We start from the raw sequence: 22642 nt of genomic DNA, 5'->3' as shown, positions 1-22642 counted from the left end.
TCGGCAAGAGCGACAGCAGCACCTCCGGGCCAGGCCAAACGATGACACTGATCACGACCGGCCACCTTACCGCAAGGACTGCACTCCAAATGTTCGCCCTCCCATCTTGCCAACCGGGGTTCACTCGTCATTGAGTTCCCTCTTTCCACTCCAGTGCCGCGTTGCCACAACGCTGAGCTGGTGCCTGTTCAGTCCCGTTGTCATTGATGTCCTGAGGTTTTTGCATGCCAGCTCAAAAGTCCGCCAAGTCAGTCAAGTCTGCGCCTAAAACGACGCAAAAAACGACGCCCAAGAAAGCCCCCGCAGTGCCCGCATCCAAAGCCAAAGTAGAACCTAAAGCCGTCGCCAAAGCGGCTGCAAAACCCGTTGCCAAGCCTGCTGCAAAAGTGGCCCCAGCGCCCGTGGAAGCAATTGCCAAGAAGAAACCGGGTCGCCCTCCCAAGGCCGCTGCCGCTGAATCCAGCGCACCGCCCAAGGCCACGACCGGCGCCAAGCGCGGCCGCAAGCCCAAGGCCGGCGCGGAAAGCTCTTCGGACGACATGGACATGTCGGACATTGAAGCTGACTTGGTTGGTGAGCCGGTTGCCACGACCGGGGAAAAAGTCAAACCCCTGCGGATGAAGATCAGCAAGGCGAAAGAACGCGCCTTGATGAAGGAATTTGGTCTGGACGAGACCGTGCTGTCTGAAGAAGACATGGCCAAGCGCCGCGCACGCCTCAAGGCCCTGATCACACTGGGAAAGACCCGCGGCTACCTGACGCACGGCGAAATCTCCGATCACTTGCCCGACAAGCTGGTTGATGCCGAAACGCTGGAAGTCGTGATCTCCATGTTGAACGACATGGGCGTCGCCGTTTACGAGCAGACCCCAGACGCAGAAACCCTGCTGCTGAACAACAACGTATCCACCTCCGCCACGGTCGAAGAAGCTGAAGAAGAAGCCGAAGCGGCTTTGTCGACGGTGGACAGCGAATTCGGCCGCACAACCGACCCGGTTCGCATGTACATGCGCGAAATGGGCACGGTTGAACTGCTGACCCGCGAAGGCGAAATTGAAATTGCCAAGCGCATCGAAGGCGGCCTGATGGCGATGATGGAAGCGATCTCCGCATCCCCTGCCACGATTGCCGAAATCCTGCGCCTGGGCGAAGACATCCGCGAAGGCAAAGTCGTTATCACCACCATCGTGGACGGCTTCTCCAACCCCAACGAGGCCGACGACTATGTGGCCGAAGAAGACTTTGACGAGTTCGACGAAGCCGACGATGACGACGGCAAGGGCGGCTCCAAGGCGCTGACCAAGAAGCTTGAAGAGCTGAAGAAGCAGGCGCTGGAACGCTTCGACAAGATGCGCGAGCTCTTCGAAAAGGTCCACAAGATCTACGACAAGGAAGGCTACGGCACGCCGCATTACGTCAAGGCGCAACACGCGCTGAGCGAAGAGCTGATGTCGATCCGTTTCACCGCCAAGGCGATTGAAAAGCTGTGCGACATGGTGCGCGCGCAGGTCGACGATGTTCGCAAGAAAGAGCGCGAGCTTCGCCGCATCATTGTGGACAAATGCGGCTACCCGCAAGAACACTTCATCGCTGACTTCAGCGGCCGCGACAAGAACGGCAACAAGATTGCCTCCAATCTGCTGAACCTGAAGTGGATCGAGAAGCAGGCCGCTGCCGGCAAGCCGTGGAGCACGATCATGGCGCGCAATGTGCCACCGGTGCAGGACCTGCAGCAAAAGCTGATGGACTTGCAAGCCAAAGTCGTTGTGCCACTGGACCAGTTGAAGGACATCAACAAGCGCATGAACGAAGGCGAGTACTCGTCGCGCGCGGCCAAGAAGGAAATGATCGAGGCCAACTTGCGCCTGGTGATCTCCATCGCCAAGAAGTACACCAACCGCGGTCTGCAGTTCCTGGATCTGATCCAGGAAGGCAACATCGGTTTGATGAAGGCCGTGGACAAGTTTGAATACCGCCGCGGCTACAAGTTCTCGACCTACGCCACCTGGTGGATTCGCCAGGCCATCACCCGCTCCATTGCGGACCAGGCGCGCACCATCCGTATTCCGGTGCACATGATCGAAACCATCAACAAGATGAACCGTATCAGCCGCCAGCATTTGCAGGAGTTCGGTTTCGAGCCAGATGCGTCCGTGTTGGCTGCGAAGATGGAAATTCCTGAGGACAAGATCCGCAAGATCATGAAGATCGCCAAAGAGCCGATCTCCATGGAAACGCCGATCGGTGACGATGACGACAGCCACCTGGGCGACTTCATCGAAGACAGCGCCAACACTGCGCCTATGGAAGCTGCGATGCAGGCTGGCCTGCGCGATGTGGTCAAGGACATCCTGGACAGCCTGACGCCACGCGAAGCCAAGGTGCTGCGCATGCGCTTCGGTATCGAGATGACCTCCGACCACACCTTGGAAGAAGTGGGCAAGCAGTTTGACGTGACCCGTGAGCGTATTCGCCAGATAGAAGCCAAGGCGCTGCGCAAGCTCAAGCACCCAAGCCGTTCGGACAAGCTGCGCAGCTTCACCGACACGCTGTAATCGATTGTAAAAACTGGCTGCTCACGCCCGCACAACGGGCGTGAGCAGCTATTTTTTTGATAGCATGTGCTCCTTGGACCTAGATCGCACATGAGCACAGAACACATCTACACACTGGCGGGCGTCATGGGCTGGCCCGTTACCCACTCGCGTTCGCCCGTGATTCACAAACACTGGTTTGCCGAGCATGGCCTGCGCGGCGACTATGTCTTGCTGCCTGTGCAGCCTGAACACCTCGCAGCGGCATTGCGCGGTTTGCCTGCGCTGGGCTTTGCCGGTTGCAACCTGACCATTCCGCACAAGATCGCTGCGCTGTCGCTGGTAGACCGGGTGGAGCCACTGGCCCAGCGCATCGGAGCCGTGAACACCGTAGTAGTAGAAAAGGACGGCAGCCTGACCGGACACAACACAGACGCCGAAGGCTTCATGCAAAGTCTGCAAGATGCGCAGCCGGACTGGCGCGCCGACCACGCCTCGGCCGTTGTGATTGGCGCCGGTGGCGCCGCACGTGCGGTGATCACCGGGCTGTTGCACCATGGCGCCACCGAGATCAGGGTCTGCAATCGGACTTGGGACACTGCGCTGGCTCTGCAGCACGAGTTCGGCGACGCGGTGCGCGCGGTAGCGTGGGATGAGCGCGGCGACGCACTGTTCGAGTGCGGCCTGCTGGTCAACACGACCAACCAGGGCATGCAGGGTCAGCCGCCACTGGATCTCTCACTGCAATATTTGCCAGCCAGCGCCCTGGTCGCCGACATTGTTTATGCGCCTCTACAAACGCCTTTGCTGACGGCAGCGGCGCAACGCGGTAACGCAACGGTGAACGGTCTGGGAATGTTGATCAATCAGGCCCGGCTGGCGTTTGAAGCCTGGACCGGGGTGCTGCCGACCAACTCGGACGAGTTGCGCAGCAAGTTACTGGCGACTTTCTAGGCGGCAGTCTTGGCAGCGCGGCTGCCGACGAAGTTGAAGGCGAAAGTCAGGGTCTCCTCCATCGACTGCTCAATGGTGTGGCGCTCGCCCTCGGTCAGGTAAAACATCAGATCCACGTCGTGGCGCACATAGCGCACGGGCAGTCGGTTCAGTGCTACGCAGGCCACGTCAGCCAGCATATCGGACGTGAAAGTCGGGTGAGCGCTCGCCAAACGGGCCACATCTTCAAAAACGAGTCGTTCGTAGTAGTTGTGAACTTGCTCGAAATTAAACACCATGAAACTCTCCAGACTCTGGTTTTGGGGCGCAATGCGGCTACCTTAGCACCACTGCTGTGCACTGACAAGTGGCGGCCAACCCCGGGTAAATGCGTATAGCTATGAAACTTGTAGCAGTCCGGAATCTACGATATAGTTTCGCTTCAACCAAATTGGTCATCGCGGTATTGTGGAGAGGATAATTAATGAGTTCTAAGGAAACGGCTGCTATTGGCCAATTGCTGGGTTTACTGGAATCACGTTACGCCATGCGGGTGCTATGGGCACTGCGCGACGGCCATGCGCAGACCTTCCGCCTGTTGCAGGACAGCGTGGGCACCATCACCCCCAACACCCTCAATACCCGCATCAAGGAATTGCGCGAAGCGAACTTGTTGACCCATGGTGGCGATGGCTACGCCCTGACTGCTGCAGGCGCAGATTTGCTCAAACGCATGGGCGAACTGCAGGCATTTGCCAACAAGTGGTCCACTGGCCTGGCCAAGAAATCCCGCTGATCCAGCAACTACCGGCTTGGTCCAAAAGAAAAGACAGGCATGGCCTGTCTTTTTTTGTTTGCTACCGGTAACGCCTCGTGACGAATCGGGCCCTTGGGGGACATTCGTTGACTGCGGCATAATTCCGCCTCCATTGACGCCAAGCCTGTGCCCCCAGCACAGCGCCTGCTTACCTGCTTTTTTACATTCCAAGGATTTGCCATGCCCACTACTGCCAGCGGACTGCAGTTTGAAGACACCACCGTCGGAGAAGGCCCGGAAGCCACCAAAGGCCAATCGGTCACCGTGCATTACACCGGCTGGCTGTACAACGATGGCGTGCAAGGCGCCAAGTTCGACTCCAGCAAGGACCGCAACGACCCGTTCGTGTTCAGCCTGGGTGCTGGCATGGTGATCCGTGGCTGGGACGAAGGCGTGGCTGGCATGAAGGTCGGCGGTGCCCGCACCCTGATCATCCCCGCGGCCTTGGGCTACGGCGCGCGCGGCGCGGGCGGTGTGATTCCGCCTAACGCGACCCTCAAATTTGACGTTGAGCTGCTGGGCACTGCCGGCTGATGCGGGGCTACGCCCTGGCCCTTGAAATTTCCCGAAAATATCCCCATATCGGGTAGCAGTATCTGTAACCCGAACCTTTCCCATGTCTGAACAGAACCCCACCATCCCTGGCACCGCATCTGCGGCCAACTACCAAAGCACGGAAGACATGGCCGCCCATAGCGACCCTACGTTTGACCCGCTGTCCGAAGCGAAGGCCGAGTTGGCCAATCTGCAAGCCAAAAGCGCCGACCTGGCGGACCAGTTCCTGCGCGCCAAGGCTGAGGCTGAAAACGCCCGCCGTCGCGCTGAGGACGAAATCTCCAAGGCCCGTAAATTCGCCGTGGAAGGTTTTGCGGAAAGCTTGCTGCCCGTGGCTGACAGCCTGGAAGCGGGACTGATCATCAAGGACGCTACGCCTGAGCAGATCCGCGAAGGCGCTCAGGCCACGCTGCGCCAGTTGGTCGCCGCGCTGGAGCGCAACAAGGTGTTGGCCATCAACCCGGCCGCCGGCACGAAATTTGACCCGCACCAGCACCAGGCCATCAGCGTGGTGCCGTCTGAACACGAAGCGAATACCGTGGTCAGCGTGCTGCAAAAGGGTTATTCCATCGCCGACCGCATCTTGCGGCCCGCCCTGGTCACCGTATCGGCGCCCAAGTAAGGGGCCAAAAGCTTTGCAGCGGGGCTGGCAAGAACCCATTTTGATTTTGGGGTCTTGAAACAGACGAAACAGCCCACACGTTATCCACATCTGATTTTCAACAACTTTACGGGACAGACCTTTAGCTCTGTCTCCAACCGATTAAGCAGGAGTACACCATGGGAAGAATCATCGGCATTGACTTGGGCACCACCAACAGTTGCGTGGCCATCATGGAAGGCAATGTGCCCAAAGTGATCGAGAACTCGGAAGGCGCTCGCACTACGCCCTCCATCATTGCGTACCAGGAAGACGGCGAAGTGCTGGTTGGCGCATCCGCCAAGCGCCAGTCGGTGACCAACCCCAAGAACACGCTGTACGCGGTGAAGCGCCTGATCGGCCGCAAGTTCTCCGAGAAGGAAGTGCAGAAGGACATCGACCTGATGCCTTACACCATTGCCGCCGCCGACAACGGCGACGCATGGGTGGAAGTGCGCGGCAACCGCATGGCGCCACAACAGGTCAGCGCTGACATTCTGCGCAAGATGAAGAAGACGGCCGAAGACTACCTCGGCGAAGCCGTCACCGAAGCGGTGATTACCGTGCCTGCGTACTTCAACGACGCACAGCGCCAAGCCACCAAGGACGCAGGCCGTATCGCCGGCTTGGATGTCAAGCGCATCATCAACGAGCCCACCGCAGCCGCACTGGCTTTCGGTATGGACAAGAACGAAAAGGGCGACCGCAAGATCGCCGTGTACGACTTGGGTGGCGGTACGTTTGACGTGTCCATCATCGAAATCGCTGACGTCGATGGCGAAAAGCAATTCGAAGTGCTGTCCACCAACGGCGACACCTTCCTGGGCGGCGAAGACTTCGACCAGAAGATCATTGACTTCATCATCACCGAGTTCAAGAAAGAACAAGGCGTGGATCTGGGCAAGGACGTGCTGGCACTGCAACGCCTGAAGGAAGCGGCTGAAAAGGCCAAGATCGAACTGTCTTCCAGCGCGCAGACCGACATCAACCTGCCCTACGTGACAGCCGATGCTTCCGGCCCCAAGCACCTGAATATCAAGCTGACCCGCGCCAAGCTGGAAAGCCTGGTCGAGGAACTGATCGAGCGCACGATTGCGCCTTGCCGCATGGCCATCAAGGACGCTGGCGTCAACGTTGCCGACATCCATGACGTGATTTTGGTCGGCGGTATGACCCGCATGCCCAAGGTGCAAGAGAAGGTCAAGGAACTGTTTGGCAAAGAGCCGCGCAAGGACGTGAACCCCGATGAAGCCGTCGCTGTGGGCGCCGCCATTCAAGGCCAGGTGTTGTCCGGTGACCGCAAGGACGTGCTGCTGCTGGACGTGACACCTCTGTCGCTGGGTATTGAAACCCTGGGCGGTGTGATGACCAAGATGATCACCAAGAACACCACGATCCCGACCAAGTTTGCACAAACTTTCTCGACAGCTGACGACAATCAGCCTGCGGTGACCATCAAGGTGTTCCAGGGCGAACGCGAAATCGCGGCCGTCAACAAGATGCTGGGCGAGTTCAACCTCGAAGGCATTCCACCGGCAGCCCGCGGCACACCGCAAATCGAAGTGTCGTTTGACATAGACGCCAACGGCATCTTGCACGTAGGCGCCAAGGACAAGGGCACTGGCAAGGAAAACAAGATCACGATCAAGGCCAACTCCGGTTTGTCCGAAGCCGAAATCCAGCAGATGGTCAAGGACGCAGAGCTGAACGCTGCGGACGACAAGAAGAAGCTGGAACTGGTGCAGGCCAAGAATGAAGCCGATGCCAATGTGCACAGCGTCAAGAAGAGTCTGTCCGAATACGGTGACAAGCTCGAAGCCGGCGAGAAGGAAAAAATCGAAGCTGCGATCAAGGACCTGGAAGACGCATTGAAGAGCGACGACAAGGACACCATCAAGGCCAAGAACGAAGCATTGATGACGGCCAGCCAGAAGCTGGGCGAAAAGATGTATGCCGACATGCAGGCCAAGCAGGCTGCGGAAGGCGCACCTGCTGGCGATGCTGGCGCGGAACATGCATCGCACGCACAGTCGTCCTCCAAGCCCGCCGATGACGACAATGTCGTCGACGCTGAAGTCAAGGAAGTCAAGAAGGGCTAAGCCCTGCGGCATTCATGCCCAGTCGCCGCGTTGAACACTCTGGTGGCTCAACGCGGCTTTTGTGTTGATATATGGGTTGCAAGTAGGCGCAGATAAAACATGGCCAAACGAGACTATTACGAAATTCTGGGCGTCCCCAAAAACGCCTCGGAAGAAGACATCAAGAAGGCCTATCGCAAGCTGGCGATGAAGCACCACCCTGACCGCAATCAGGGGGATACATCCAAGGTGGCCGAAGAGAAATTCAAAGAGGCCAAAGAGGCCTACGAGATGCTGTCGGACGCCCAAAAGCGTGGCGCCTACGACCAGTACGGCCACGCCGGCGTCGACCCGAATCGTGGCGGCGGCCCCGGTGCAGAAGGCTTTGGCGGTTTCGCAGAAGCCTTTGGCGATATTTTTGGCGACATGTTCGGCCAGCAACGTGGTGGCCGTGCCGGCGCGGGTGGCCGTCAGGTCTACCGCGGCTCGGACCTCAGCTACGCGATGGAAGTGACGCTGGAAGAAGCCGCCAAAGGCAAGGATGCGCAGATCCGCATTCCGAGCTGGGACAACTGCGACACCTGCAAAGGCACGGGCGCAAAGCCCGGTACCCAGGTCAAGACCTGCGGCACCTGCAATGGCAATGGCACCGTGCAAATGCGCCAGGGCTTCTTCAGCGTGCAGCAAACCTGCCCCACCTGCCGTGGCGCAGGCAAAGTCATTCCCGAGCCCTGCGTGGCCTGCCAAGGCCAAGGCAAGATCAAACGCCAGAAAACCCTGGAAGTCAAAATCCCAGCGGGTATCGACGGCGGTATGCGCATTCGCAGCGCGGGCAATGGCGAACCCGGCACCAATGGCGGCCCTCCGGGCGACCTGTACATCGAGATTCGCCTGAAGAAGCACGACATCTTCGAGCGCGATGGCGATGACTTGCATTGCTCGGTGCCGATCAGCATGGTGACGGCTGCATTGGGTGGCGAGATCGATGTACCCACGCTGGCAGGCAAAGCGGCGATTGATATCCCTGAAGGCACGCAAACCGGCAAGCAGTTCCGCCTGCGCGGCAAGGGCATCAAGGGCGTGCGCGCAAGCTATCCCGGCGATCTGTACTGCCACATTGCGGTGGAAACGCCGGTCAAGCTCAGTGAACACCAGCGCAAGCTGCTCAAGGAACTCGATGAGTCCTTCAAAAAGGGCGGCAGCAAGCATTCGCCTTCGGGTGACTCCTGGACAGATCGCTTGAAGAGTTTCTTCAGCTAATCGCGACTGCCCTGCCCCACGATGCCGCCCGGTCTGACAGGACCCGGCGGCATTTTTTACGCGGGCACATGTCCTTTAAAGACAAATTATTGATCCTATAATTTTTTCACCATAACTACACCGGAGACATCCATGCCCCGTTTCGCGTATCTCGCAGGCGCTGCCCTGATGCTGGCCGCCTTTGGCGCCCAAGCGCTCTCGCCCACCGAAACCATCATGGAGCAGTTCATCGATGCGAAAGATGGCAGTGTGATCAAGCTGCCCGAAGGCCGGTTTGAATTTACGCAAACCTTATCGATCTCTGCCAACAACGTGACCGTGCGCGGTGCCGGCATGGGCAAGACCGTGCTGTCCTTCAAGGGACAAAACACCGGCAACGGCATTGATGCCACCGGCAAAGGCCTGACGTTTGAGGACTTCGCGATCCTCGACTCCAAGGCCGACGGCCTGAAGGTGCAGAACTGCGAAGACCTGGTGATCCGCCGCCTGTCGGTCGACTGGACTGGCCCGGTGAAAGAAACCAATGGCGGCTACGGCGTGTACCCGGTGGCCTGCAAACGCATCCTGGTTGAGCACTCTTACATCCGCGGCGCTTCCGACTCTGGTTTGTATGTGGGCCAGACCGAAGACGTGGTGCTGCGCAACAACCGCATTACCGAGAACGTGGCCGGTATCGAAATCGAAAACTGCCTGCGCGCTGACGTGTACGACAACGAAGCGTATGGCAACACCGGTGGCATTCTGGTGTTCTCGATGCCTGACCTCCCGGTGATCCAGAACGGCAAGGGCACACGCATTTTCCGCAACAAGGTGCATGACAACAACACCGCCAACTTCGCGCCCAAGGGCAACATCGTGGGCATGGTGCCAGCCGGCACCGGCATCATGATTCTTGCGAATCGCGATGTGGAAATTTTCAACAACACGATTGAGAACAACCAAACCGCCAGCGTGATCGTGACCAGCTTCTACGCGTCCGAGCGCCCGATCAAAGACCCGAACTACGAAGCCCAAGCGCGCAACACCTACATCCACGACAACGTGATGCGCAACTCCGGCAGCAAACCCTCCGGCATGCTGGCCGAAATCAAGGACGGCGCAGGCTGGGCTGGCGTGAAGCTGGAACCCATGCCCCAGGTGCTGCATGACGGCATCAAGGCCGGCAAGATCAAGGACATCGCAGAACTGAAGTTGTGCATCAAGAACAACACGATGGAGAACCCCAACATCGCCTTTGCCAATCTGGATCTGGAAAACGCAGGCCTGTGGAAAGCCCTGTTCCGCGTCTGGAAGCCACGTGCGTACAACGCAGTTCCGGCTGACCAGGATTGCACGTTGCCAGCCCTGCCCGCGGTCACTGCTGTCAAAGGCTCCTGATGTCTATGGTGCGAACTTGGATGCCACGTTGTCTGCTGGTGTTGGGCATGGTGGCAGGGGGTGCAAACGCTGCGCTGCCCGACCAACTGGATAGCTATGGCGTAGTCAAAAGCGACGGAAAGACACTGACCGTGCATGGCAACAGCATGGTCTATAGCCTGACTTCCACGCTGTTCAGCGACTACGCGCTCAAGTTCCGCACGGTCACGTTGCCCGCTGGTTCCAAAGTGGGCTACAAGGCCGATGGCGTGCTGGACTTTCCAGTCGGCACCATCATCAGCAAGACCTTTTATTACGCCCGCGACCCGCAGAACGCGGGCGGCTGGCTTAAGACGAGTGCGATCAATGCTGGTGAATCCATCGACCTGCAGAAGTACCAGATGGTCGAGACCCGCATCCTGCAGCGTGAGGCCGATGGCAACTGGCTGGCCAACACCTATGTGTGGAATGCCGAGCAAACTGCGGCCAGCCTGCGCCGCATTGGACTGACGGTCAAAGGCAGCCTGCGCGATGCAGCGACTGGCCAGGTTTCCGCGTTCAACTACGACGTGCCCAATGCGCGGCAGTGCCAGAACTGCCATGCGGTGAACGCCACCGTGGGTCAGTCTGGCATCGAGCCGATTGGCCCCAAGGCGCGGCATATGAACATGGACTACGGCTACACCAGCGGAAAGATGAACCAGCTCACCAAGCTGGGGCAGCTCGCCCATTGGGAGGGGCTGCCCACAGATCCCGCAACGATCCCACGCATGGTGGCCTACTCCGATCCCAAGGCTGGCACTGTTGAAGAGCGGTCACGGGCCTATGTCGACATCAACTGCGCCCATTGCCACAACAAACTGGGAGATGCCCGCCAGTCGGGCCTTTTCCTGACGCTGGAAGCTACGGGCAGCCATTTGGGTGTCTGCAAGCAGCACGTCGCTGCAGGTTCGGGTGGCAACAACCTGACGTTTGACATCGTTCCCGGCAAACCCGATCAATCCCTGTTGGTCACGCGCATGGAAGCCACCACCGGCCAGGCAATGATGCCGCGGTTGGGGCGTAACCTGATCGACAAAGAGGGAGTGCAACTGTTGAAGTCCTGGATCAATTCGGTCAGCGGCAATTGCGACGTTAAGTAAGCGCAAAACTCCCGCCTCAGACCGGCGGCTGGGGAGGCAAAATAGGGGTATGCCCACGCCCCGCTTTCTGACTGCTGCTTTTTACAAATTCGTCGACCTCCCTGACTACGAAACACGCAAGCCAGCGCTACTCGCCTTTTGCGAGCAACACAACGTCAAGGGCCTGATCCTGTTGGCCCGCGAGGGCATCAACAGCACCATTGCGGGACCGGCCGAGGGCATCCATGCAGTGCTGGCGTACTTGCGCGCTGACCCATTGTTTGCCGATCTGCAGCACAAGGAATCCTGGTCCGACAAGGCGCCCTTCTATCGGATGAAGGTGCGACTCAAAAAGGAAATTGTCACGATGCAAGTCGATGGCATCAGCCCGACGCATATGGCTGGCACGTATGTGAAACCGCAAGACTGGAACGCGCTGATCAGCGATCCGGATGTGGTGGTGGTCGACACGCGCAATGATTACGAGGTAGAAATTGGCACGTTCAAGAACGCGGTCGATCCACACATCAAGAGTTTTTCCGAATTGCCCCAGTGGGTAGCGCAGTACGAGCCGCTGAACGCAGGTGCCGAACCGCAGAAGAAACCCAAGGTCGCGATGTTTTGCACTGGCGGTATTCGTTGCGAAAAATCTACTGCGTATATGCGCACGCTGGGCTTTGACGAGGTCTATCACCTGGAAGGCGGCATTCTGAAATACTTGGAGACCGTGCCCCGGGAACAAAGTCTGTGGCAAGGCGAGTGCTTTGTGTTTGATGAGCGCGTGTCGGTCGGGCACGGCCTGGTGCCAGGCGCTCACGGCCTGTGCCGCGCCTGCCGCCAGCCCCTGGAAGACGGTGCCACCGAATCACCACTGTTTGAAGCAGGCGTCAGTTGCCCGCGCTGCCACGCCACCACGTCAGAGACGCAAAAGAACAGCGCTCGCGAACGGCAGCGCCAGTGGGAATTGGCCAAAGCGCGCCGCCAGACACACATCGGTGCGGTGTTGCCCAAACCCGCCAAGACCTGAAGCCCGTGTCGGCTCCTCCCGCGCCATTGCCCATCCTCTATTCGTTTCGGCGTTGCCCGTATGCGATGCGAGCACGGCTGGCCATAGCGGTTAGCGATCAGGTTTGCGAACTTCGGGAGGTGGTGCTGCGCGACAAACCTGCCGCACTGCTGCACGCCTCCGCCAAAGCAACAGTGCCAGTGCTGGCATTGCCGGATGGCACCGTCATTGACGAAAGCCTAGACATCATGCGCTGGGCACTGCAACGCCATGATCCTCACGGTTGGCTATCGGGTAGCGACAACACGATAGACCGTATTGCCGAATGTGATGGGCCGTTCAAACGCCACCTGGACCGTTACAAATACCCCAACCGCTACCAACTGGTTGATGGCCCGGAAAGCCGCGATCAAGCCGCTGCGTTTCTGATGCAACTGGACACAACGCTCAGCCACCAGCCGTTTTTGCACGGCGCGTCTTTCGGTATGGCCGATGCAGCGATTGCGCCGTTTGTGCGGCAATTCGCACACACGGACTCCACATGGTTTGCAGCCCAACCGTGGCGCCATCTTCAAATGTGGCTCGCCGCATTTGAAGCTTCCGACCTGTTCGCCACAGCCATGCACAAGTACAGACCTTGGGTACCCGATTCATCAAAGGAGCACTACCCGGCGGGAACTGGTAACAATTTGTGAGATTCTGTGACACGGTTACCAATTTCACGGCGGGATGTGACTTTTTTGTCTCAAATGCAGAGGGGAGCTATGCGATCATTGACATTTCTCGTCTCGCAAGAATGCACGATTTGCATGTGCCCCCAACTGCGCCCCGCTGTATTCGCCATTCATGTACGAACCATCACCCATGACCTCTGCGGCCAGTAGCCGCCATTCAGGCGCTCTCACCCAGCGCCTGATTCAGGCCATGGTCGCAAAAACCAACCGCTATTTCGGCGACAACGCGACTGCGATGGTCAAGCGCGTGCGTGAGCATCTGTTGGATGTAGCCGATAGCAAAGTCACGCTCGCGCAAGGCCAGAACCTGCGTTCTGCTGCCATTCTGTTGGATCGCCAGGTCGGCCCGTTCCTGGCCTGCTTCGCAAAAGCCCTGCAGAAGTGCATGGACGAGGAGATCTCTGCGACCATGGCTGCCATGGCGCCGGAAACCCATACGCGGCCCGCCAGTCTGGACGAACTCGATGGCATGTCGCTGAGCCTGATCGATGTGGATGAAGTGCACCGCATCCTGCTGCTCGACCGTGTGGCGATGCCGTTCAATACCGTGTACGAACCCAGCCTCACGCCCCTGTCGCAACGGCTGGCGGCGCTGCTGGGTGTGCACTCCAGTTCGCTATCGATCAATCCGTTTCGCCCTATCGTCTTCCTGAAGGCGATCATGAACGCATGGGATGACGGCAAGTTTGATGACCAGGCAACCGAAGATCTGGTGCAAACCCTGGTGCCCGAACAAACCATAGACCTCAAGCCGTTGTATGCCGACCTGATCAGCATGCTTGACCAGGCCGGTGTGCAGGTAGACAACACCTTGCGCATCAAGAAGACGCCGAATGGCGCAGCCTCCGGCTTTGCCGGTCTATCGGCTGACGGCGACGGACCTGCAGCAGGAAATGGCGCGGGAACCGGTGGAGGGCAAGGGCCTGCACAAGGTTCGGGCTCTCCACAGGGCGGCAGATCAGGCGGGCACCCCTCCCAGGGGCAGGAACAAGGCGGTACTTCGTCCGCCTGGGCCTCGATAGCGCCCATGGGCCGCAGCATTGCGTCCCAGGCACGCGCGTTTTTACAGAAGTTGGGCATAGGACAGCAAAGCCGTGGAGGCGAAGGCGCAGGAGGCAGTGGCGACGCCTCGGCAGACCAGGGCGATGGCATGCAGGCCGCGCTGTACGAGGCGCCACAAGCTCCCGCCGATCCGCAGCTGATGGCCTATCTGCACAACATGCAGTCAGATGGTCAGGACGCACCGCATTACCACTACGTCGAAGGCCGGGACCCGACCGAGCACAACGTGCTGCGCCATATGCGCGAGCAGGATGCGATCAAGAGCGCGCCCGAGCTGGACCGCGGGACCGTCGACGCGCTGGCCGAAGTGTTTGACTTCGTGTTCTCTGACCGTTCCATCCCCCCGCAAATGAAAGTGGTCATCGGGCGCCTGCAAATCCCGGTGCTCAAAGCGGCCATGATGGACCGCGACTTCTTCCAGTCCGGCGACCACCCAGCGCGCAAGCTGGTGGATACGCTGGCGTCCGCTTCGGTCGGCTGGGTACCCGAGAAGGGCGAGAACGATCCGCTATACGTCCGCATTGAGCGCACCGTACAACGCGTGCTCAACGAGTTTGAAGAAGACCTGGCGCTGTTTTCAGACCTGCTGCTGGAGTTCACCGAATTCCTGTTCGAGTCGGAACAGCAGGCAGACAAGAATGTGGAGCCGGTCGCCGAGAAGGAACGCGACCAGGAGGCACTCGCCGCAGCGCGCGCCCATGCGGATGACATCGTCCATGAGCGCATCAAGGTGCATTCGACCGAACACAAGCTGGCACCATTTCTCGCACCGTTTTTGACCGCCCAGTGGCGCGAAGTCGTGGCCAACGCCTGGCTGGAGCACGACGCCAAGCCGGAAGGCTGGACCGCCGCGGTGGAAACCATGGACCGTCTGATCTGGAGCACGCAGCCCAAGACCAGCTCGGATGACCGGCGCCAACTGGTAGCGGTGTTGCCGGATCTGATCCGCACGCTCAACAGTGGCCTGGACGAGATCAAATGGGATGGCAACGACCGCGCTGTCTTCACACGCCGCCTCATCGGCACGCACATGCTGGCGATCCGCATGAAGGCCCAAGCCGAACCACAGGACTCCAAGGCTGCTGCACTCGAAGACACGGCCAGCGCAGAAGCCATGCAGGCGCTGGACCAGCGTATTGCCAACAAGCTTGCGGGGCAGATCGATGGCTACGACGACGCGGCCCATGAACTGGCGCGCGGAACCTGGTTTGAATTCTCGGAGTCCGGTGGCGTGCAATACCGCTGCAAGCTCAGTTGGGTCAGCCCTATGCGCACCCGTTTTCTGTTCACCAACCGTGATGGCTTTGAAGCCTTTGTCCGATCAGAGCGCGAAGTCGCCAACATGCTGCGCCTGGGCACACTGCGCGGGCTGGATCAGGCACCTATTGTGTCGCGCGCCATCGACAAGCTGCTGGGCGGCAGCAACGAAGTCGACATCGAACTCGCGGTGTAAGTCGGTCGCTACTATTTTTATAGCTGCTTACGCACGTTCTACGGGCATCCCAGCCCTATTTTCCTGGAATCAGCAGCGTTTCCAAGTGGGGAAGCAGGTTTCTTAACTAGCGGACCGTGGGGTCATACAGATTGAGAAGCACCAGGGCCGCCAGGCCAAACAGATTCGCCAGCAAATGCCCCGCAACGCACCAGCGCAAACTGCGCGTGCGTTGGTAGGCCAGCCCCCAGATCAGCCCTACGAAAAACAGAGCGCCAACCGCCTCTATCTTGCGCAGGGGCACAGAATGGATTCCCCAAATCAGCGGATGGCTCGCGGCAAACCAGACGGATGAATAGAGCAGGCTGGCCAGCGTGCCCCAAGATGCGCTGGCGTCCATCAGCAGGCCACGCCAATACGACTCCTCAAACCAGGGGTTGATCAACGCAAACGCCAGCCAGGCGATGATCAGCGTCGGGCTGGTCAGTAAGGTCCAATGGTTTAGAAAACCATGCAGTGAAAGAAGCCCAGCAAGCACCGCAAGCGCAGACCAGAAGAACGCGCCAGTGGCGGGCCGGAATCTGTCCAGCGCGGCGGCAAGTCCGGAAAACTTGCGCAGCAGCCAGGCGATCATGAACCAGAAGCACAGCATGGTCGGCACCCACGCCCATACGCCAATCACCTGCCCTGCAAGCACTTGCATCAGCGCGCAGACTGCGACGAGCAGGACGGGCGATAGCAGTGCGTAGTGCAGCTTGTTGGTCGGGATTGTCGTCACTGTGCGGCGCGCTGCGGTTTATTGCGGTTTACGCCAGATTCGGAAACTCTTGATAGAGTCCCCGAAGAGTCCATCAACAAAGTCTTCGCCCGCATTTCCGAACTTGAGGTTGTTGGCCGATTTGTCGAAGGTCAAACCCTGCTTCTCAAAGAACGCGATGAAGTCTGCGCGTGGCATCTCAACGCGGTAATCATAGATACGCCACACGGGGTGGTACTGGGCAATCTGCCGTGCGGTTTGCTCCAGTTGCAGCTTGGCCCCCGGAGGAAGCTTCACGCCAAGCTCATCGGCCGTTGGCGGCCGCTGCGCCAGTTCCTTTTGCACCGCAACCCGTTTCTGGTTGACGAGATAGCCGCCCGCAGTGGTCGTTGGCTCACCGCCTTCTTCGACGATCTTTGCAAACCGATCCGCGCTCGCCAGCGAAGAAGCGAGCAGGAGGGCCAAGGCCAACGCTGTCTGGCGCGCAGTTCTCAGAGGTAGTGTCGTAGAGTACATAGTGGTTCAGCTCCCTTGGCGCCGAAGAACGACATGGGTGGCCTTCTCGGATGCTACGGACTGCACGCATTCGTATCCCAGAGCGCGCACATCAACCCCCTCGAACAGCCGCTCACCAGAGCCAAGCAGGACCGGCGAGATGGCGAAGTGCATCTCATCGATCAGGCCTGCGCGAAGGTATTGCTGAATCGTGTAGGCCCCACCGCCGATGCGCACGTCCTTGCCCTGGGCCGCGTCGCGAGCCCGCTGCAGCGCCTCGTGAATCCCGCCGGTGACGAAGTGGAATGTCGTTCCGCCTTCCATCTCAATGGGCTCCCGCGCGTGGTGCGTCAGGATGAAAGTGGGAACGTGGTACGGCGGGTTCTCCCCCCACCAGCCCTTCCAATTCATGTCGGGCCAAGGCCCACGATCGGGGCTGAACATGTTTCTGCCGAGAATCCAGGCGCCGACATTCTGGAAGCCCCGCGCGGCGAAGTCATCGTCCACCCCGCTCGTACCACCATCGTTCCCGAACAAGGTTCGCTGGAACGTGTGTGTCGGGAGTAACCACTGGTGCAGATCCGTCCCGCCGATGTCAAGCGGATTGCTGAAGTCTTGATTCGGACCCGCTGCGTATCCATCGAGCGAGATGGTGAAGCTCTCAACGCGAACTCGTGTCATGTCGTGCCTTTCTTTCAATGGATGCCTGCCCCTCTCAGTGAAAGGTTCAGGCGTTGTCGAGCGACTTGCGCATGTTGACGCCGGTTACTCCGTACCCCAGAGAGTTGTACAGGGCTTGTGCGCCAGGATTGTGCCCAAAGACATGGAGCCCTATGCTCGACAGCCCGAGTTTCCTGACCAGCGGCTCTAACGCGATGAACGCCGCACGCGCATGGCCTTGCCGCCGAAATTCTGCTTTGATCTCGATGTCGTAGACGAATGCGGACTTGAGCCCGTTCTTGACCACGACAGCAAACCAGATAACTCCAACGACAGCTCCCGAGGTGTCGTCTCTAATTTCATAGACATAGTGATCTGGCGTGGCGAGTCCTTGGGGGAGGGATTCATCCAAGTCTTGGTACGAGCGCTGAAGCGCGCCCTCCTCCGGCCAGCGCCCTGATGCGACGTTGTCGTCAGCGTAAGCCCTGGCCAGTGCCTCGCGATAAGCAGCGAAGGCATTGGGATTCATCAGCGTAAGCATGGTCATAAGGTGCTTTTGGTCAGGTCAAATGTTGGCATTAACGGGCCCACGCGCACCCTGCGTGGCCAGGTACTTGCCGCAGCACACCACCCAAGCGAGTACCGCAAACTCCAGCAAGCGTTGGCTCAGACCGGCGGCAGCTGAAGCCGGCGAGAGAGTGAGCAGGCCGACCAGGGCGAGCCCCGCGGCCGTATACCCGACTGCGGGCAAGCGACCGGCGCCGGGCCATGTGCGGGCTTCCCGCGCGAGTGCCAGCAGGAATGCTGGCGCAAGAAGGTAGCCGAGCATTCCACCGGCGTTGTGGATGCGCTGTGAAATACTGGGCGTATCCGGACGGCAACCGAGGTCGCAGGGAAACGCGACGGCGACGAGGTAACCGGCCGCATACACGGCAAGGCCGACCAGACCCCATGCGGTGGCAGAAGATCGCGGGAGCGCGGCATAGGCAAACCAGCAGAAGGCCAGCAGCAGAATGCCCGAGGGCAGGAACCCGGCCAGGCGAACCCACCACTCCTGTGGCGAACCGCGCGCACCCAATTCGCTGATGAACTGGGATATATGGCTGTAACCGGGCGTGAGCGCCCCTGCTACAACGACCATGAGCAACATCACGATGGCGTACCCCAGGGCTGCGAGCACGCTGAGTCTTACAGCTTGCTGAGAGAAGCTGGGCATGAAATCCTCCTGAAGATGGCTTGCAGATTGGAGCGCAATGCACCGCAGCACACGGGCTTCCTGATGAATCAGGTTCGTGAACACATTCACTGCTTGCAATATAGCCTGAGCCCCGAGAAAACTTGGCTTTACGGGATCCGTTTTTTCCGCATTGGCGGACACGGGATCATTGAAGCGTTTTCATAACCATCATTTCAGTGATTGATTGGACTGGGAAGAATGCGCAGCGCGCCCACAGTCTGCACCGTGCGGATGGTCAGAAGAGCCCGGCCGACGTAGCCGACACACGTCCGCATGGAGTTGTGCAAAATTCTCGCGCGCTCCCAGCGCGTAGCGCACAAAAGCAACGATCGCCTTTCCTTCGCGCTCAGTCATCGCTTCGGCGGTCTCCTCGTTTTGCCCATATCGCCAGACCGTCCACAAGGCACCGAGATCCCCGTCGATCTTGACGACGGCGCTGTGGTACTGATCGTCGCGGCCCCCAAAGACCATCGCGGTACAGACCATCACCGCCTCGCCTGCTCTTGTCGGCAAGGGTTGGCGTGGTGTGCCATCGTCGCGGCAATTGGCAGGGCTGCGCGGATCATCGACCCGCAAGCGGCTCAGGTCCACCAGCCGCAATCGATTGCTAGGAAACGCTTGCTGGATAGCGGCCCAAGGGTTGTCGCATACAGATCGCGCCCACTCGCGGGTTAGCAGGGGGCAAAGCTGTCGTTGGCCCGCACTTCCGTCATTCCAGCCGTACGTCCGTATAGCTACAGAGATACTCTCCTGCACCAATGGCTTTTCAGGGTCCGCCGAATCTTGCAGCAACTGATTCAACGCGACCTGCGCGTTTTCTGTGTCGCGTTTTCGATCCAGGGAAAACGACTGCCTGCGGGAGGCGTAGTCGTCCAGCGCAATGAATGGAAAAACCAAAGTGTGTTGCGCGACCGAGAGGTGGATATCCGTTGCCAGCAATCCGACATCCGCAGGCGGACGTGCTTCCGGCACCTCCTCTGTGCATGACGCAATGAGAGGCAGAAAAACCAACAGGAGGACAAGTCTGATCACGCAGCCCGACGTGTTGTGGCTGGCCACACTCTCCAACGGAGGACTACGCCAATTGCAAGCGCGCCCTTGCCGCCGCGTATTCGCGCTTCAACTGCGCCACATAGTCTGCCGTCGGCTGCACCTTGGTGATCGCACCGATGCCTTGGCCGCAGCCCCAGATTTCTTTCCAGGCCTTGGCGGAGCTGCCGCCGAAGTTCATCTTGCTGGGGTCGCTCTCGGGCAGGGCTGCCGGGTCCAGGCCCGCGGCGCGGATGCTGGGGGCCAGGTAGTTGCCGTGGACGCCAGTGAACAGGTTGCTGTAGACAATCTCGTCGGAGTCGCTGTCCACAATCGCCTGCTTGTAGCCGTCCACAGCGCGCGCTTCTTCGGTGGCGATGAAGGCGGAGCCGATGTAGGCGAAGTCGGCGCCCATTGCCAAGGCCGACAACACTGCGTCACCGGTGGAAATGGCACCGCTCAAAGCGATGGGGCCATCAAACCACTGGCGGATTTCCTGGATTAGCGCAAATGGGCTCTTGGTACCCGCATGACCACCGGCGCCTGCAGCCACTGCGATCAGGCCGTCGGCGCCCTTTTCTATCGCCTTGTGCGCGTGCTTGTTGTTGATGACGTCGTGCAGCACCACGCCACCGTAGCTGTGGGCTGCGGCATTGATCTCTTCGCGCGCGCCCAAGCTGGTAATGATGATTGGCACCTTGTACTTCACGCACATGGCCATGTCGTGTTCCAGCCGGTCATTGCTCTTGTGCACGATCTGGTTGATCGCAAACGGCGCGGCGGGCTTGTCGGGGTTGGCTTTGTTGTATGCGGCCAGGGTCTCGGTGATTTCAATCAACCACTCTTCCAGTTGCTCGGCTGGGCGCGCGTTGAGCGCCGGCATGGAGCCGACCACACCAGCGATGCACTGCGCGATCACAAGCTTGGGGTTGCTGATGATGAACAGCGGCGAACCGATCACAGGGAAGGGCAGATGGGCGAGTGCACCGGGGAGTCTGGACATGCGGTCTCCTGAGAGGAAAATTTTTAATAAAAAGGCCTGTAGCGCCCGCAGAATGTGCGTAAGCAGCTACGAATTCAATAGCGAACTGGAGAGAGGCGGGAGATCAGAACGACTCCAGCGCCATCGCCGTCACGCTGTCTGCGCCATCCACAATGCTGTCGCGAATGCCAGCGGCTTTGCTCAGGATGTGGTCTGCGTAGAAGCGCGCAGTCGTGATCTTCGCCTGCATGAACGCTGCGTCATTGCCAGCGGCCAATTGCTCCTGCGCCACCAACAGCGAGCGCGCCATCTGCCAGCCTGCCATCACATTGCCCGCCAACATCAAGTACGGCACGCTGCCTGCAAACACGGCGTTCGGGCTGGCCTTCGTATTGCCAGCGACGAAGTTCACCACGTCGACAAACGCTTCGCGTGCGGCCTTCAGGCGCTTCGCCATCGCCAACGCGTCGGCGCTGCCGTTCTTGGTCAACTCCGCTTCCGTGGCTTCGATTTGTGCCGCCAAAGCTTTGCCAGTAGCGCCACCGTCACGCGAGGTCTTGCGGCCCACCAGGTCGTTCGCTTGAATGGCCGTCGTGCCTTCGTAGATCGTCAGAATCTTGGCGTCGCGGTAATACTGCGCCACGCCGGTTTCTTCGATAAAGCCCATACCGCCGTGCACCTGCACTGCCAGCGAGGTGACTTCCAGGCTCATCTCTGTGCTAAAGCCCTTGACCAAAGGAACCATGAATTCGTAGAACGTCTGGTTGTCTTTGCGCACCTGCGCGTCCGGGTGGTTGTGTGCAGCGTCGTACGCGGATGCAGCGACGCTAGACAGCGCGCGGCAGCCTTCGACATAGGCGCGCATGGTCATCAGCATGCGGCGCACATCGGGATGGTGAATGATGGGCGCAGCCTGCGACATGGAGCCATCGACCGGGCGACTCTGCACGCGCTCGCGCGAAAAGGTCACGGCCTTTTGGTAGGCGCGTTCGGCAATCGCAATGCCCTGCACGCCCACGCCGTAGCGTGCTGCGTTCATCATGATGAACATGTACTCCAGGCCGCGGTTTTCCTGGCCGACGATGTAACCAACAGCGCCACCGTGGTCGCCGTACTGCAGCACGGCCGTCGGGCTGGCCTTGATGCCCATCTTGTGTTCGATGGAAACGCAGTGCACGTCGTTGCGCGCGCCAAGTGATCCGTCCTTGTTCACCATGAACTTGGGCACGACAAACAGGCTGATGCCCTTGACGCCCTCAGGCGCGCCAGTGACGCGGGCCAGCACCAGATGGACGATGTTCTCGGCCATATCGTGCTCACCCCAGGTGATGAAGATCTTGGTGCCAAACACCTTGTAGGTGCCATCAGGCTGCGGCTCTGCGCGGCTGCGCACGGCGGCCAAGTCACTGCCGGCCTGCGGCTCAGTCAGGTTCATCGTGCCGGTCCACTTGCCGCTGACCAGGTTTTCCAGGTACGTGGCTTTGAGTTCGTCAGAGCCTGCCGTCAGCAGCGCTTCAATCGCGCCGTCAGAGAGCAAGGGGCACAGCGCGAAGCTCATGTTGGCCGAGTTCTGCATCTCGCCACAGGCCGCGCCTATGGTCTTGGGCAAACCCTGGCCGCCAAAGTCGACCGGGTGTTGCAGCCCTTGCCAGCCGCCTTCTGCGAACTGCTTGAAGGCTTCCTTGAAACCCTTGGTCGCCGTCACCACGCCATCTTTCCAACTGGAGGGATTGATGTCGCCTTCGCGGTTCAAAGGATCGAGCACGCCTTCGTTGAACTTGGCCGCTTCTTCCAGCACCGCTTGCGCAGTATCCAGACCTGCATCTTCAAAACCAGGGATCTTGGCGATTTCTGCAATGTTGGCCAGGTGCTCGATGTTGAACAGCATGTCTTTGACGGGGGCGACGTAACTCATAAGTAACTCCAGAAAGTGCAAAAAAAAGGGCACCCACGG

21 protein-coding genes are annotated in these 22642 nt (G+C 59.4%); 12 read left to right on the top strand and 9 right to left on the bottom strand.

Going from position 1 to position 22642, the window contains the following annotated elements; translation table 11 throughout:
* Positions 1-224: 224 nt before the first annotated feature.
* The gene (rpoD, locus tag AC1DV6_RS10640; protein ID WP_477977440.1) at positions 225-2555 is read left to right on the top strand and encodes an RNA polymerase sigma factor RpoD; all 2331 of its coding nucleotides are present in this window, start codon (positions 225-227) and stop codon (positions 2553-2555) included.
* Positions 2556-2645: 90 nt separating this feature from the next.
* Complete coding sequence (locus AC1DV6_RS10635) at positions 2646-3488, top strand: shikimate dehydrogenase (RefSeq protein ID WP_477977439.1); 843 nt, start codon at positions 2646-2648, stop codon at positions 3486-3488.
* Here AC1DV6_RS10635 and AC1DV6_RS10630 read toward each other — a convergent pair.
* Positions 3485-3766 carry a late competence development ComFB family protein gene (locus AC1DV6_RS10630; RefSeq protein WP_477977438.1) on the bottom strand — a complete coding sequence of 94 codons (282 nt, stop codon included), beginning with the start codon at positions 3764-3766 and terminating at the stop codon, positions 3485-3487. The genes AC1DV6_RS10635 and AC1DV6_RS10630 overlap by 4 nt on opposite strands.
* 185 nt (positions 3767-3951) lie before the next feature.
* Between AC1DV6_RS10630 and AC1DV6_RS10625 the strand changes: the two genes are divergently transcribed.
* The 10 genes from AC1DV6_RS10625 to AC1DV6_RS10580 all read left to right on the top strand — a co-directional run bounded on the left by AC1DV6_RS10625 (position 3952) and on the right by AC1DV6_RS10580 (position 15549).
* Entirely contained in the window at positions 3952-4263 is a 312-nt protein-coding gene (locus tag AC1DV6_RS10625; RefSeq protein WP_477977437.1) for a winged helix-turn-helix transcriptional regulator, read from the top strand.
* 201 nt (positions 4264-4464) lie between these two features.
* Entirely contained in the window at positions 4465-4818 is a 354-nt protein-coding gene (locus AC1DV6_RS10620) for an FKBP-type peptidyl-prolyl cis-trans isomerase (RefSeq protein ID WP_477977436.1), read from the top strand.
* Between the two features lie 82 nt (positions 4819-4900).
* A complete protein-coding gene (grpE, locus tag AC1DV6_RS10615) occupies positions 4901-5461 on the top strand; it encodes a nucleotide exchange factor GrpE (protein ID WP_477977435.1) in 561 nt (186 codons plus the stop codon).
* A 158-nt stretch (positions 5462-5619) separates the two neighbouring features.
* A complete protein-coding gene (gene dnaK, locus AC1DV6_RS10610; RefSeq protein WP_477977434.1) occupies positions 5620-7578 on the top strand; it encodes a molecular chaperone DnaK in 1959 nt (652 codons plus the stop codon).
* A gap of 99 nt (positions 7579-7677) precedes the next feature.
* Positions 7678-8817, top strand: coding sequence for a molecular chaperone DnaJ (dnaJ, locus tag AC1DV6_RS10605; protein WP_477977433.1), 1140 nt, complete (start codon positions 7678-7680; stop codon positions 8815-8817).
* Positions 8818-8949: 132 nt separating this feature from the next.
* Complete coding sequence (locus AC1DV6_RS10600) at positions 8950-10194, top strand: parallel beta-helix domain-containing protein (RefSeq protein WP_477977432.1); 1245 nt, start codon at positions 8950-8952, stop codon at positions 10192-10194.
* Positions 10195-10214: 20 nt separating this feature from the next.
* The gene (locus tag AC1DV6_RS10595) at positions 10215-11315 is read left to right on the top strand and encodes an SO2930 family diheme c-type cytochrome (RefSeq protein ID WP_477977431.1); all 1101 of its coding nucleotides are present in this window, start codon (positions 10215-10217) and stop codon (positions 11313-11315) included.
* Between the two features lie 49 nt (positions 11316-11364).
* Positions 11365-12321: an oxygen-dependent tRNA uridine(34) hydroxylase TrhO gene (gene trhO, locus AC1DV6_RS10590; protein ID WP_477977430.1), complete on the top strand. Its 957-nt coding sequence runs from the start codon at positions 11365-11367 to the stop codon at positions 12319-12321.
* Positions 12322-12326: 5 nt separating this feature from the next.
* A complete protein-coding gene (locus AC1DV6_RS10585) occupies positions 12327-12995 on the top strand; it encodes a glutathione S-transferase (protein ID WP_477977429.1) in 669 nt (222 codons plus the stop codon).
* A gap of 169 nt (positions 12996-13164) precedes the next feature.
* On the top strand, positions 13165-15549 hold the full coding sequence (locus tag AC1DV6_RS10580) for a DUF1631 family protein (RefSeq protein ID WP_477977428.1): 2385 nt from the start codon (positions 13165-13167) through the stop codon (positions 15547-15549).
* 106 nt (positions 15550-15655) lie between these two features.
* Here the strand turns inward: AC1DV6_RS10580 and AC1DV6_RS10575 are convergent, their stop codons facing one another.
* From AC1DV6_RS10575 to AC1DV6_RS10540, 8 genes are all read right to left on the bottom strand, one after another.
* Positions 15656-16306, bottom strand: coding sequence for a lysostaphin resistance A-like protein (locus tag AC1DV6_RS10575; RefSeq protein ID WP_477977427.1), 651 nt, complete (start codon positions 16304-16306; stop codon positions 15656-15658).
* 18 nt (positions 16307-16324) lie between these two features.
* Positions 16325-16750, bottom strand: a complete 426-nt coding sequence (locus AC1DV6_RS10570; protein ID WP_477977426.1) for a hypothetical protein — start codon at positions 16748-16750, stop codon at positions 16325-16327.
* Between the two features lie 57 nt (positions 16751-16807).
* Positions 16808-17461 (bottom strand): dihydrofolate reductase family protein, encoded by a 654-nt coding sequence (locus tag AC1DV6_RS10565; protein ID WP_477977425.1) that lies wholly within the window; start codon positions 17459-17461, stop codon positions 16808-16810.
* Positions 17462-17507: 46 nt separating this feature from the next.
* Positions 17508-17987, bottom strand: a complete 480-nt coding sequence (locus AC1DV6_RS10560; RefSeq protein WP_477977424.1) for a GNAT family N-acetyltransferase — start codon at positions 17985-17987, stop codon at positions 17508-17510.
* Positions 17988-18005: 18 nt separating this feature from the next.
* Entirely contained in the window at positions 18006-18656 is a 651-nt protein-coding gene (locus AC1DV6_RS10555; protein ID WP_477977423.1) for a DUF998 domain-containing protein, read from the bottom strand.
* 189 nt (positions 18657-18845) lie between these two features.
* Positions 18846-19709, bottom strand: coding sequence for a hypothetical protein (locus tag AC1DV6_RS10550; protein WP_477977422.1), 864 nt, complete (start codon positions 19707-19709; stop codon positions 18846-18848).
* A 43-nt stretch (positions 19710-19752) separates the two neighbouring features.
* Complete coding sequence (locus AC1DV6_RS10545; protein WP_477977421.1) at positions 19753-20709, bottom strand: NAD(P)H-dependent flavin oxidoreductase; 957 nt, start codon at positions 20707-20709, stop codon at positions 19753-19755.
* 103 nt (positions 20710-20812) lie between these two features.
* Entirely contained in the window at positions 20813-22603 is a 1791-nt protein-coding gene (locus AC1DV6_RS10540) for an acyl-CoA dehydrogenase (RefSeq protein ID WP_477977420.1), read from the bottom strand.
* Positions 22604-22642: the final 39 nt, after the last annotated feature.

This window comes from Rhodoferax sp. P2_H8_2, assembly GCF_056403235.1.
The sequence above is the reverse complement of the archived record's forward strand: the minus strand, read 5'-3'. Positions and strand labels throughout refer to the sequence as shown.

What these genes read in the sequence shown, in the direction of transcription:
- AC1DV6_RS10555 (WP_477977423.1), bottom strand. Translation starts at nt 18,656, where the DNA reads ATGCCCAGCTTCTCTCAGCAAGCTGTAAGACTCAGCGTGCTCGCAGCC.
- dnaK (WP_477977434.1), top strand. Translation starts at nt 5,620, where the DNA reads ATGGGAAGAATCATCGGCATTGACTTGGGCACCACCAACAGTTGCGTG.
- grpE (WP_477977435.1), top strand. Translation starts at nt 4,901, where the DNA reads ATGTCTGAACAGAACCCCACCATCCCTGGCACCGCATCTGCGGCCAAC.
- AC1DV6_RS10625 (WP_477977437.1), top strand. Translation starts at nt 3,952, where the DNA reads ATGAGTTCTAAGGAAACGGCTGCTATTGGCCAATTGCTGGGTTTACTG.
- AC1DV6_RS10560 (WP_477977424.1), bottom strand. Translation starts at nt 17,987, where the DNA reads ATGACCATGCTTACGCTGATGAATCCCAATGCCTTCGCTGCTTATCGC.
- AC1DV6_RS10635 (WP_477977439.1), top strand. Translation starts at nt 2,646, where the DNA reads ATGAGCACAGAACACATCTACACACTGGCGGGCGTCATGGGCTGGCCC.
- AC1DV6_RS10630 (WP_477977438.1), bottom strand. Translation starts at nt 3,766, where the DNA reads ATGGTGTTTAATTTCGAGCAAGTTCACAACTACTACGAACGACTCGTT.
- trhO (WP_477977430.1), top strand. Translation starts at nt 11,365, where the DNA reads ATGCCCACGCCCCGCTTTCTGACTGCTGCTTTTTACAAATTCGTCGAC.
- dnaJ (WP_477977433.1), top strand. Translation starts at nt 7,678, where the DNA reads ATGGCCAAACGAGACTATTACGAAATTCTGGGCGTCCCCAAAAACGCC.
- AC1DV6_RS10565 (WP_477977425.1), bottom strand. Translation starts at nt 17,461, where the DNA reads ATGACACGAGTTCGCGTTGAGAGCTTCACCATCTCGCTCGATGGATAC.
- AC1DV6_RS10600 (WP_477977432.1), top strand. Translation starts at nt 8,950, where the DNA reads ATGCCCCGTTTCGCGTATCTCGCAGGCGCTGCCCTGATGCTGGCCGCC.
- AC1DV6_RS10620 (WP_477977436.1), top strand. Translation starts at nt 4,465, where the DNA reads ATGCCCACTACTGCCAGCGGACTGCAGTTTGAAGACACCACCGTCGGA.
- AC1DV6_RS10545 (WP_477977421.1), bottom strand. Translation starts at nt 20,709, where the DNA reads ATGTCCAGACTCCCCGGTGCACTCGCCCATCTGCCCTTCCCTGTGATC.
- AC1DV6_RS10580 (WP_477977428.1), top strand. Translation starts at nt 13,165, where the DNA reads ATGACCTCTGCGGCCAGTAGCCGCCATTCAGGCGCTCTCACCCAGCGC.
- AC1DV6_RS10540 (WP_477977420.1), bottom strand. Translation starts at nt 22,603, where the DNA reads ATGAGTTACGTCGCCCCCGTCAAAGACATGCTGTTCAACATCGAGCAC.
- rpoD (WP_477977440.1), top strand. Translation starts at nt 225, where the DNA reads ATGCCAGCTCAAAAGTCCGCCAAGTCAGTCAAGTCTGCGCCTAAAACG.
- AC1DV6_RS10595 (WP_477977431.1), top strand. Translation starts at nt 10,215, where the DNA reads ATGCCACGTTGTCTGCTGGTGTTGGGCATGGTGGCAGGGGGTGCAAAC.